Here is an 11,457-nt window from a genome sequence, read left to right as displayed (position 1 = left end):
TACGGCGGGCCCGACGGGCTCGACGTCCTGCGGGCGGTCTGGACCGACGTCGAGTCCGACCTCGCCCCCCACGCCGTCGCCCTGTTCGAGGCCGACCCCCGCAACGCCGACGCGTTCGCCGCCTGGCTCCGGCCCCGCCCTGCGACGGCGGGGCGGGCGGTGACGGTCCACCCCGACCTGGCGGGCCGCCCCCGCGTCGTGGAGGTCGGCGCCCGCGCCGACCGGGACGGCCCGTGAGGGGGCGGGCGAAGCCGGGCCTCAGGCGGGGCGCGGCCGGTCCCGCAACAACGTCGCGAGGACCAACAGGACCGCGCCGACGCTGATCGACGCGTCGGCGAGGTTGAACACCGCGAAGTCGTAGCTGCCGAGGTACACGTCGACGTAATCGACGACGTAGCCGAGGCGGAAGCGGTCGATCATGTTCCCGACCGCGCCCGCCAGGATCAGCGTGAGCGCCGCCCGCGTCCACGCCCCCAGGGCGCGGGCGTCGCGCGCGAGGGTCCGCACCAGCCACAGGGCGACGACGAGCGACAGGACCCCGAGCAGGAACGTCCCGTCCACGTCGAGCGGCCCGACGCTCAGGTCGACGTTGCGGAACAACCCGAACGCCGCCCCGGTGTTGCGCACGTAGTTGAGCTCCAGCACGTCCGGCCACACCGCGATCCCGGGCGCGTTCAACGGCAGCGTCGCCACGGTCCACGCCTTCGCGAGTTGGTCGAGGACCACCAGGACGGTGGCGACGAGGAACGGCATCCTGCGGAGTGTATCCGCCGCCCGCGGCCCGGGGGGTCGCCCGCGCCGCGGGGGTATCCTGCCGCATCGAGATGGAGCGCACCGGTCCGGGACGCCGTCCCGGGGGGTGCGGGGAGGGAACGGCGCCATGGCGGCGACGGCCGACGACGTACGACGCGAGGTGACGGCGCACGCGGGCGGGTCCGAGGGCCCGCTCGCGCGGTTCACGGAGGCGTGGATTGCGCGGGCCGACCCGGCCTTCCTGGCCCGGTTCGGCGCGCCCGCGCTCGCCGCGATGGCGCGGCAGGGCTACCGCTTCCTGGACGAAGCGGGCGGCGGCCCGCCCGCGGTACGGGTCCGGGCCCCCGACGCCGACCGCGACGGCTGGAGCGCCGACCTCGACGTCGTGCAGGTCGCGGCCCGCGACCGACCGTTCCTGGTGGACTCCGTCCGCGCGGAGCTCGAGCGCCGGGGGGCCCGGCCCCGCCACCTGCTGCACCCGGTCGTACCGGTCGAGCGCGACGGCGACGGCCGCATCGCGACGCTCGGGGACACGGGGACGCGCGAGGCGTACCAGGTGTGGTGGATCGATCCGCTGGGCGACGACGCCCACCGGGCGGACCTCGAGGCGGCCCTCCGGCGGGTGCTGGACGACGTGGTGCGGGCCACCGACGACTACGGTGCGATGCGCGACCGCGCGCACGAGGTCGCGAACGACCTCCGCGCCCTCGCGGACCGCGCCGAAGCGGGGGAGGTCCCCCTCGACGCCGACGCCCTCCGCGAGGACGCCGACTTCGTCGCCTGGCTCGACGAGGATCACTTCGTCTTCCTCGGCTACCGCCGCTACGACGTCGTGGGCGACGACGACCCCGTCCTGCAGGCCGACGGGGCCTCCGCCCTCGGGATCCTCCGCGCCGTCGAGGCGAGCGCCTACCGCGCCCCCGTCCCGCTGCGCGACCTGCCGCCCGAGCTCCGCGCGCGCGTGACCGGCGCGCCGCCGTTGATCGTCACGAAGACGAACGCGGAAGCGACCGTTCACCGGGCGGCGCGCATGGACTACGTCGGCGTCAAGCGCTTCGCCGCCGACGGCGCCGTGCGCGGCGAACGGCGCTTCCTGGGGTTGTTCACCAGCAAGGCGCTGGCGACGCCGGTCCAGGAGATCCCCATCCTGCGCCGCAAGTTGCGGCGCGTCCTCGCCCTCGACGGGGCGGCGCCCGGCTCGCACGACCACAAGCAGATCGTCACGATCTTCGACTCGATGCCCCGCACGGAACTGTTCTGGCGCGACGCGGACGGCTTGTGGCGCGACGTGCGGACCGTCATGGCGCTCGAGCACGAGCGCGACGTCACCCTCACCGTCCGCCCCGACCCGCTCGCGCGGGGGGTCGCGATGATGGTCGTCATGCCGCGCGAGCGCTTCGACGCCGACGTGCGGCGCGCCATCCAGACGCACCTCGCCGCCCGCCTGGACGCCGACCACGTCGACTACACCCTCGCGATGGGGGAGGAGGAGGCGCAGGTCCGCTTCCACTTCTTCTTCGTCACCTCCCGCGCCGCGGACGCCCTCGACGTACCCGCCCTCGAGGCGGAGGTCCGCGAGCTGTCGCGGACGTGGGCCGACCGCGTCCGCCGCGCCGCGCACGATCGCGGGGGGGACGCCCCCCGCCGCGTCGAGCGGTGGCTCGCGGCGCTCCCCGACCGTTACGCGACCGACGCGACGCCCGACGACGCCCTCGCCGACCTCGCGCTGCTCGACGCCTGCGCGCCGGGCGACGACGCGCCGCGCGTGGCGCTGCGTGCCGGTCGGGCGGGCACCTGGCTGCGGATCGCGCACCGGCGCGCCCCGCTGGCGTTGTCCGACGTCCTCCCCCGCCTCGAGAACCTCGGCCTGCGCGCCATCGAACAGACCGCCTACCCGGTCGGGACGGACGGCCTCGCGATCGACGTCTACCGCGTCGAGCGCGCCGACGGCGCGCCGCTCGACCCCGCGCGGGACGGACCGCGGCTGGTGCCCGCGGTCCAGCAGATCTTGGCGGGCGGCGTCGCGACGGGGGAGCTGGACGCGCTCGTGCTGTCCGCCGACCTGGACCTACGCCGCGTGATGCTGCTGCGGGCGCTCGAGCGGACGTACGTGCAGATCCACGTCGCCGCCAGCCGCACGTTCGTCGCCCGCACCCTCGTGCGGCACCCCGCCGCCGCCGCGGCGTTGCTCGACGCCTTCGCCGCCCGGCACGACCCCGACCTGCCCGGCCCGAGCGACCCCCTCGACGGTCACGACCCGGCCCGCGTCGCCGCGGTCGCCGACGCCGACGCCCGCTTCGTCGCGACCCTCGCCGACGTCGCGTCGTTGGCGGGCGACGCCACCCTCCGGGGGCTGCACGACCTGGTCGCCGCCGTCGTCCGCACGAACCACTACGCCCGCGAGGGGGGCGCGATCGCCCTGAAGATCGATTCGGGGCGGGTGAGCGGCATGCCGGAGCCCCGCCCGGCGTACGAGATCGCGGTGTCGGGGTACGGCGTCGAGGGGGTCCACCTGCGCGGGGGGCGGGTGGCGCGCGGCGGCATCCGTTGGTCCGACCGGCCCGACGACGTCCGCACCGAGGTGCTGGGCTTGATGAAGACCCAAACGACGAAGAACGCCGTGATCGTCCCGACCGGCAGCAAGGGCGGTTTCGTCGTCGAGCACGCCCCCGACGACCCCGCGGAGCTCCGCGCGTACGTGCGGCGCATGTACGAGACCTTCATCGGGGCGCTCCTCGACGTCACCGACGACCGCCGCGACGGCGCGATCATTCACCCCGACCGCACCGTGATCCACGACGATCCCGACCCGTACCTCGTCGTCGCGGCGGACAAGGGCACCGCGACGTTCTCCGACGCGGCGAACGCCATCGCGCTCGCGCGCGGCTTCTGGTTGGGGGACGCCTTCGCGTCCGGCGGCGAGCACGGCTACGACCACAAGGCCGAGGGCATCACCGCCCGCGGGACGTGGGTCAGCGTCCGCCGGCACCTCCGCGAGCGGGGGATCGACCCCGACGTCGGCCCCGTCCGCACCGTCGGGATCGGCGACATGGGCGGCGACGTCTTCGGCAACGGCATGCTCGTCGGCCCGCACGTGCACCTCCTCGCGGCGTTCGACCACCGCCACGTGTTCCTCGACCCCCAGCCCGACCCGGAGCGCGCCTACGCCGAACGCCGCCGCCGTTTCGGCGCGACCGACGGCAGCTGGGGGGCGTACGACCCCGATGCGCTCGGGCCGGGCGGCGGCGTGTGGCCGCGCGACGCGAAACGCATCCCCCTCTCCGACGAGGCGCGCACCCTGCTGGACCTCGACGCCGACGCGGCGTCGGGCCCCGAGGTGGTGCGCGCCATCCTCCGCGCCGACGTCGACCTGCTCTGGAACGGCGGGGTGGGGACGTACGTCAAGGCCGCCGCGGAACGCCACGCGGACGTCGGCGACGCGGCGAACGACGACGTTCGCGTCGATGCCGAGGACCTCCGCGCGAGCGTCGTCGGGGAGGGCGGCAACCTCGGCTTCACGCAACGCGCGCGCGTCGCCTTCGCGCGGTCGGGGGGCCGCATCGACACCGACGCGATCCACAACGTCGGGGGGGTCGACATGTCCGACCGGGAGGTCAACCTCAAGATCGCGCTGCAGCCCGCCGTCGCCTCCGGTGCGCTGGCGTGGGAGGACCGCAACGCCCTCCTCCGTTCGGTGAGCGACGAGGTCGCCGACCTCGTCCTCGCCGACGCCGACCGGCAGGCGCTCGCGCTGTCCCTCGCCGAACGCCGCGCCCAGGAGGACCCGCGCCTGTTCGCGTCGCTGCACGGGTACCTCGAGATGCACGGCGGCCTCGACGGCGACGTCGAGTGCCTCCCCGGACCGCGCGAGCGACGCGCCCGCCTCGCGGCGGGCGAGACGTACGTCCGGCCGGAGTTGGCGATCCTGCTGGCGTACGCCAAGATCGGCGTGCAGCGCCGGCTGCTGGAGACCGACGTGCCGGACGACCCGCACCTGTTCGGCCTGCTGCTCGCCGACGTGCCGCGCGCCGTGCGCGAGGCGCACGAGGCGGCGCTCGCCGCCCACCCGCTCCGCCGCGAGATGGTCGCGACCGTCACCACGAACCGGGTGGTGGACCTGCTCGGCCCGACGTTCGTGCACCGCACCGTCCGCGCGACCGGCGCGCCCGCCGCCCGCATCCTGCGCGCCAGCGTCATGGCGACCGACCTGCTCGACGCGCCCACCTTCGTCGCCGCCGTCGACGGCGACGCGTCGCTCACGCCCGACGCCCGCTACGCCGCGATTCACGCGATGGTCGACGCGGTCGGGGGGGTCGTCGCCTGGATCCTGCAGGAGGGCCGCGCGGAGGAGGACATGGCGGCGTTCGCCGCGGCGTTGGGGCCGCCGCTCGGGGAGGCCCGCACGGCGTTGATGGACTGGTTGGCGGGGCGCGACGCGCGCCACGCGAAACGGCGCACCCGCGCCTTCGTCAAGGCCGGCCTGAGCGACGCCCGCGCCCGCGAGGTGGCGCTCCTCGAGCACCTCCCCGCCGCCCTCGGGGCCGCCGACGTCGCGCGCACCCTGGCGCCCGAGGGGTACGCCCTCGACGCGGTCGGGCGCCGCTTTTTCGCGCTCGGGGAACGCCTCCGCCTCGGCTGGCTCCGCGACCGCATCGCGGAACGCGAACGCGCCGGGTCGTGGGAACGCATCGCCGCGTCCGGCCTCGTGGCGGACCTCCGCGCGGCGCAGGCGCGCCTCACCGCCGCGTCGCTCCGGGCGGTCCCGGACGGCGGCCCCGCCCGCCTCGAGCGGTGGCTCACCGAGGACCTCGATCTCGCCCCCCGCCTCGATGCCCTCCTCGCGCGCGCCGAAGCGGAGGAGGCCCTGGACCTGCCGGCCGCGACGGTGCTGGTCCGCACCGTCGCGCGCGCCGCCTGACGCGCCGCGTCAGGTGAGCGCGGCGGCGCCCACCAGCCGCCGCACCACGGCGTCGAGGACCTGGACGCCGGCGGGGGTGGCGCGCAGGATCGTGCCGGCGTCGTCGTCGGCGCCGGTCGCGTGGCGCAGCGACGTCGCGGCCGGCGTCCCGGCCAGCGCGGCGGGGGGGACGAGCTCCAGCCGGCCCTCGGCGCGCTCCGCATCCAGGCCGGGCGCCCACGCCGCCCGCACGTTACGGCCGCTGGCGGCGCCCAACGCCGCGAGGTCCACGCCGCGCGCCGTCCGCAGGCCCGTCAACGCCCGCTCGAGCAGGAGGGCGTCGCCGTCGAGCGCTTCGCGCTCCCCGCCGTCGCCCGCCAGCCACGCCTTGATGGGGGGCGCCGTGACGCGCGTGCCGTACGGGCCGTCGGGCAGGTACGCCGCGGCGCTGGGGCCGGCGGCAAGGAACGGCGCGCCGTGCCAGTAGGTGGCGTTGTGGATCGCTTCGCGCCCGGGTCGGGCGTAGTTCGACACCTCGTAGCGGCGGAAGCCGGCCCCCTCGAGCGCCGCCTCCGCGGCGGCGAGGTCGTCCGCGGCGCGGTCCTCGTCGACGCGGACGCCGCGACGCGCGAACGGCGTGAACGGCTCCACCGTGAGGGCGTACACCGAGACGTGCCCGACGCCGGCGGCGGCGAGGCGGGCGACGTCGGCGTCCGGCGTCCGGCCCGCCACCCCCACGATCAGGTCGACCGCGACGTCGAGGTCCTCCGCGACCGCCGCCTCCACCGCCGCGACGCCGGACGCCGCGTCGTGCGCGCGCCCCAGGAACCGCAGGGTGGGATCAAACGTGCTCTGCAGGCCGATCGAAACGCGGGTCACGCCCGCGGCGCGAAACCGCGCCAGCCGGGCGGCGTCGAACGTGCCGGGGTCCGCCTCGAGCGTCGTTTCGCGCCGCCCGAGCCCCCCGAACCCGGCGCGGATCGCGCCGAGCACCCGGTCGAGTTCCGCGTCGTCGAGGTGCGACGGGGTCCCGCCCCCCAGGTACACCGTCTCCAGCGGCCCGCCGTAGCGCGCGGCGAGGTCCGCGATCTCGACCTCGAGGCGATCGAGGTAGCGCCCGACGAGCACCTCGTCGCGACGCATCTTGTGGAAGTCGCAGTAGGGACACACGTGCGGGCAGAAGGGCACGTGGACGTACAACGCCGACGGGGCGGGGAGGTCGGGCACGCCCCCCAGGGTACGCGCGCACGGCGGGTGGGGCGGACGCGCGGCGAACCGAACGCGGCGGGGCCCGAAGGCCCCGCCGCGCACGTTCGTCCTGGGTCGGGACGTCACTCCATCGCGGAGAGTTGGTCGTCCAGGATCAGGTTGCTTTCCGACGTCAGGGTCGCGAGGACGCGGGTCACGTCGTCGCCGTCCATGATCGCCGCCATGTCCGCCTCGACGTTGTCGCGCACGAAGTCGTAGCCGGGGACCGGCGGTTCGGTCGTGCCGAAGGGCAGCAGCTCGAACGCCGTCGCGTACGCTTCGTTCTCCGCGAAGTAGTCCGACAGGCCGTCCGCGACGCTCTGGCGGACCGGGAAGTAGTTGCTGGCCTTCGCCCAGGTCGCCTGCGCCTCGGGGCTCGTGTAGTGCTTGACGAACAGCCACGTCGCGAGGTCCGCCTCGGGGCTGTGCCCGGTCGGGATGGAGACGCTGGCGCCGTAGACGTTCATGACCGGGTCCTCGGTCGTGCGGGGCAGCGGCGCGACGCTCCACTCGAAGCCGGCACCCTCGCTCACGGCGCTGTCGTAGTACGGCAGGCCGGAGCTGGAACCGACCGTGAAGAGCAGGGTGCCCTGCCCGAAGTCGGTCTGGTCGCCGTAGCGCTCGGTGACGAAGTCGGCGCAGCCGTCCTCGAAGAGGTCCTGCAGGTACGTCATCGCCTCGACCGCCTCGGGCGCATCGTAGGCGTAGCGGTCGGCCTCGTAGTCGTAGACGTCCCCACCGAACGCGAACGTCCAGGAGGCGAAGCGGCTGGCGTCGGTCGACAGCTTGTAGCCGAGCGAGGCGTCGGCCAGCGCACCGCTGAACGGCGTATCGGTCGCGGCGCACGCCGCCTCGCGGAACTGCTCGGGGCTGGTGGGCGGGCCGTCGAAGGAGATCGCGCCGGCGTCGGCGAGCTCGGCGAGCCAGTCGGCGTTGTAGTACATGACCTCCATCGAGCGGTTCGGCGGGAAGCCGAAGCGCTGGTTGTCGAAGGACGGGAACACGTCCGCGGCGTAGAAGCCGGGGAAGAAGTCGGCCTTCTCCTCGTCGGTGAGGCCCCAGCGCTCGCTCTCGACGAACGGCGTGAGGTCGGTCATGCCGTCGCCGATCGCGTACGTCGCCGCCTGGTTCTGGTACCCGACGACGAGGTTCGGGGCGCTCGAGGTGTTCAGGATCGGCAGCATCTTCTGGAAGATGTCGCCGTAGCCGCCCTGGTACTCCTGCTGGACGGTGATGCCGTACTCGTTCGTTTCGTTGAAGTCGTCGATGATCGCATCGAGCGCCTCGAGGCGTTCGGTGCTGTGCTGGTGCCAGAACATGACGGTTTGGCCGGACGGGTCGAGGGACTCGACGTCCTGCGCGACGGCGAACGTCACGCTCAGGCCGGCGAGGAGAGCGAAGAGGGTCTTCATGGGAGCTCCTTTCGAGATACGGGGTCCACGACGTCGGACCCTTCGAGTGTGTCGCCCGTTCGTCATGCCCGTGCAAGGTCGGCGTCAGGGCCCCTGCCCAGCGGCGTTCAGCCCTTCAGGCCGGACGTCGCGATGCCCTCCGTGAACTGCTTCTGCGTGAAGAAGTAGATGATCAACACCGGCACGATCGTGATGACCGAGCCCGCCATCAGCAGGTGCGTCTCCGGTCCCGCTTCGGTGATGAAGGTGTAGAGCCCGACCCCGAGCGGTCGCCAGGTGGGGGTGTACGTCACCAGCAGGGGCCACAGGAACTCGTTCCAGGTGTTCACGAACGTCAGCAGCGCCCCGGTCGTCAGGACCGGTCGGCTCATCGGGACGACCACCTGCACCAGGAAGCGCAGGTGTCCCGCCCCGTCGAGGCGGGCGGCGTCCCACAGCTCGTCGGGGATCTCGGCGAAGAACTGCCGGAACAAGAAGATGATGAACGCCGTCGAGAAGAACGGGATCGTCAGCGCCGGGAGGGTGTCGAGCCAGTTCCCCCAGGGCACGATGTCGCCCCGCACCAGCAGGAACTGCGGGATGAACGTGACGGTGCCCGGGATCATCAACGTCGAGAGGAGGATCGCGAAGAGGACGTTGCGGCCGGGGAAGCGGATGCGCGCGAAGGCGTACCCCGCGAGGGTGCTCGTGAACAGCACCCCGAGGATCGTCACGACGCTCAGGATGATGCTGTTGCGCATGTAGAGGTCGAACGAGGCGTTCGACCACGCCTCGACGTAGTTCCCCCACTGCGGCGCGTCGGGCAGCAGCTGCCGGTTGATCGTCTCGCCGAGGTTCATGAGCGACGTCGACAGCATGTACAGGAACGGCGTGGCGGAGACGATCGCCCCGAACACGAGCGCGACGTACACGGGGAGGTGCACCAGGCGGAAGGCGGGCGGGGGCGTATCGAGGCGGACCTGCGCGTCGCGCGCCGGGGGCGCGACGCCCGACCCGGTCCGTCCGCGGCGGCCGGGGAGGTTCCTCATCGCGCGCCCCGCCCGCCCAGGACCCGCTGGTTGAACAGCGTGAGGATCAGAATGATGACGAACAGCACGATCGATTGCGCCGCGGCGAGACTGAAGTCGTTGCGTTTGTAGAAGGTGTCGAAGATGACGACGCTGGCGGTGTCGACCGCGTCCCGGGTGGCGGGCACCCGCATGACGTACAGGTGCGTGAACGCCTGGAACGTCCCGATGAAGCCGAGCACCGTCAGGTAGAACGTGACCGGCGAGAGCATCGGGATGGTGACGTGCAGGAACCGCTGGCGGCCGTTGGCGCCGTCGATCTCCGCCGCCTCGTACAGGTCGCGCGGGATGTTCGCGAGGCCGGCGAGGAAGATGACGGCGTTGTAGCCGGTGTACGTCCAGATCCCGAACACGATGATCGTCACGAGCGCCAGGCTGGGCCCCGCCCAGAACCCGGACAACGCCACCTCGATCGGTTCCGTCCCGGCGAGGCGCGCGACGCGCGCCAGGACGCCGTTCGCGATCAGCTCCAGCACCGGGTCGGTCTCGAACAGCCAGTCCTGCGCAGGAATGCCGAGCCACCCGAGGACGGTGTTGACGGGCCGTTCGGGGCGGGGGCTGAACAGCGCGGCGTACACCGCCGCGCCGGCGACGGCGGGCGTGACGTACGGCAGGAAGAACAGCATCCGGAACGTCTCGCTGCCCCGCAACCGCTGGAACAGGAGGCTCGCGAGGACGAGCGCCAACGCGATCTGGATCGGGACGCTGAGGAACCCGTAGTACGTCGTGCGGATCAGGCCGCCCAGGAAGCGCGCTTCGCCGGCCTCCACCATGCGGCCCCAGCCGAGCGCGATGGCGATGCCGGCCGACAGCAACGTGACCGCCCCGAACAGCGGTCCGTAGCGGCGCCAACCGGCGTGCGCGCGAAACGCGCGGGTCCACAGGTGGTGCGCGACGAGGATCAACGCCAGCCCCCCGAAGAAGGCGGCGGCCCCACCCCAATCGCCGAGCACCTTCTCGTAGTTGTCGAGCCCGACGAAGCCGCCCTGGCGGATGCGCCAGCGGTAGAGGCTCATGTAGATCGCGTAGCCGATGGGGAACAACCCGAAGATCGCGATGAGCGCCGTCGCGGGGAAGACCATCGCGTACCCCGTCAGCCACTCGCCGCGCCAGCGCACGCGCCGGCGCCGACGCGGGCCGGCGTCGCGACCGAGCGGCGAAGCGGACTCCTGCACGACGCCATGGTCACCCCCCGAGCGTCAGCGCAACGTCAGGGCGCGCGGCGTCCCGCCCGCGGGTACCCTGCCGGCATGCCCCCGACGTTCATGGCGCCCGTCCCCGCCGGCCCCCGCTGGGAGCTCGAGGTGCGGCCCGGCCTCGCGCCGTTCGCCCGCGACGAGCTCGCCGCGCACCCGGGCGTCACGCCGCTCCCGCCCGCCGTCGCCGGCGAAGCGGACGACGGGCACGCCGCCGCGGTGCCGTTCCTGTGCGACGGCCCCCCGCCCGGCCCCGACGCGGTCCGGACCGCGACGTCGCTGCAGCGCGTCGTGCCGTTCGACGTGCCCCGCCCCAAGGCGCTCCTCGGGGACGCCGCGGCGCGCGCCGTCGCGGCGGAACTCCGCGGCGTCCGCATGCGCGGCACCTTCCACGGCCTCCGCCTCGAGGCGGCCGGCGCCGACACGCCGGTCGCGCGGCGCCTGCGCGCGGCGTGGGCGGACGCCGTCGGGCTCCCCGACGCCCCCGAGGACGGCGACCTCCGCGTGCGCCTCCGGCGCACCCCCGATGCGGTCGGCCGCGGGTGGGAGGTCGTGATCCGCACGACGCCGCGCCCCTGGTCGGTCCGCCCCTGGCGGGTCGTCGACCGGCCCGGCGGCCTCGACGCGACCGTCGCGGCGGCCGCCTGGCGGTGGCTCGGGACGCCCGCCGACCAACGCGTCGTGAACGCCGCGTGCGGCGGCGGGACCCTCCTCGCCGAACGCATCGCCCTGGGGCCCGCCGCCGCGCTGGTCGGGGTGGACCTCGACGCGGACGCCCTGGCGGCGGCCGCGGCGAACCTCGCGGCGGCGGGTGCACGCGTCGAGGGCGACCTCCTGCCCCCCGACGACGGCGCGGCCGCCCCCCCGGCGCGGTCCCGCCCGGC

General features: G+C 74.3%; 8 protein-coding genes. 3 read left to right on the top strand and 5 right to left on the bottom strand.

Annotated elements, in window-relative coordinates:
* Positions 1-237, top strand: a 237-nt coding sequence (locus RI554_08215) for a hypothetical protein (GenBank protein MDR9391997.1), incomplete at its 5' end; no start/stop codon positions are given.
* Positions 238-258: 21 nt separating this feature from the next.
* Here RI554_08215 and lspA read toward each other — a convergent pair.
* On the bottom strand, positions 259-753 hold the full coding sequence (gene lspA, locus RI554_08210) for a signal peptidase II (GenBank protein ID MDR9391996.1): 495 nt from the start codon (positions 751-753) through the stop codon (positions 259-261).
* Between the two features lie 127 nt (positions 754-880).
* On the opposite strand from lspA, the gene RI554_08205 reads away from it, so the two are divergent.
* Entirely contained in the window at positions 881-5,671 is a 4,791-nt protein-coding gene (locus RI554_08205; protein ID MDR9391995.1) for an NAD-glutamate dehydrogenase, read from the top strand.
* A 9-nt stretch (positions 5,672-5,680) separates the two neighbouring features.
* Here the strand turns inward: RI554_08205 and RI554_08200 are convergent, their stop codons facing one another.
* From RI554_08200 to RI554_08185, 4 genes are all read right to left on the bottom strand, one after another.
* On the bottom strand, positions 5,681-6,877 hold the full coding sequence (locus tag RI554_08200) for a coproporphyrinogen-III oxidase family protein (protein MDR9391994.1): 1,197 nt from the start codon (positions 6,875-6,877) through the stop codon (positions 5,681-5,683).
* Positions 6,878-6,981: 104 nt separating this feature from the next.
* Positions 6,982-8,310 carry an extracellular solute-binding protein gene (locus tag RI554_08195; GenBank protein ID MDR9391993.1) on the bottom strand — a complete coding sequence of 443 codons (1,329 nt, stop codon included), beginning with the start codon at positions 8,308-8,310 and terminating at the stop codon, positions 6,982-6,984.
* Positions 8,311-8,417: 107 nt separating this feature from the next.
* Positions 8,418-9,338 (bottom strand): carbohydrate ABC transporter permease, encoded by a 921-nt coding sequence (locus RI554_08190; protein ID MDR9391992.1) that lies wholly within the window; start codon positions 9,336-9,338, stop codon positions 8,418-8,420.
* Entirely contained in the window at positions 9,335-10,552 is a 1,218-nt protein-coding gene (locus tag RI554_08185) for a sugar ABC transporter permease (GenBank protein ID MDR9391991.1), read from the bottom strand. The genes RI554_08190 and RI554_08185 overlap by 4 nt, the downstream gene beginning before the upstream one ends.
* Before the next feature lie 75 nt (positions 10,553-10,627).
* On the opposite strand from RI554_08185, the gene RI554_08180 reads away from it, so the two are divergent.
* Positions 10,628-11,457 (top strand): hypothetical protein (locus RI554_08180; GenBank protein MDR9391990.1); only part of this gene is annotated, 830 nt, incomplete at its 3' end.

The sequence above is a fragment of the Trueperaceae bacterium genome (genome assembly GCA_031581195.1).
GTDB lineage: Bacteria > Deinococcota > Deinococci > Deinococcales > Trueperaceae > SLSQ01.
Note: the sequence above shows the minus strand (reverse complement) of the source record. Positions and strands in the feature narration are given on the sequence as shown.

What these genes read in the sequence shown, in the direction of transcription:
- RI554_08205 (MDR9391995.1), top strand. Translation starts at nt 881, where the DNA reads ATGGCGGCGACGGCCGACGACGTACGACGCGAGGTGACGGCGCACGCG.
- RI554_08190 (MDR9391992.1), bottom strand. Translation starts at nt 9,338, where the DNA reads ATGAGGAACCTCCCCGGCCGCCGCGGACGGACCGGGTCGGGCGTCGCG.
- lspA (MDR9391996.1), bottom strand. Translation starts at nt 753, where the DNA reads ATGCCGTTCCTCGTCGCCACCGTCCTGGTGGTCCTCGACCAACTCGCG.
- RI554_08195 (MDR9391993.1), bottom strand. Translation starts at nt 8,310, where the DNA reads ATGAAGACCCTCTTCGCTCTCCTCGCCGGCCTGAGCGTGACGTTCGCC.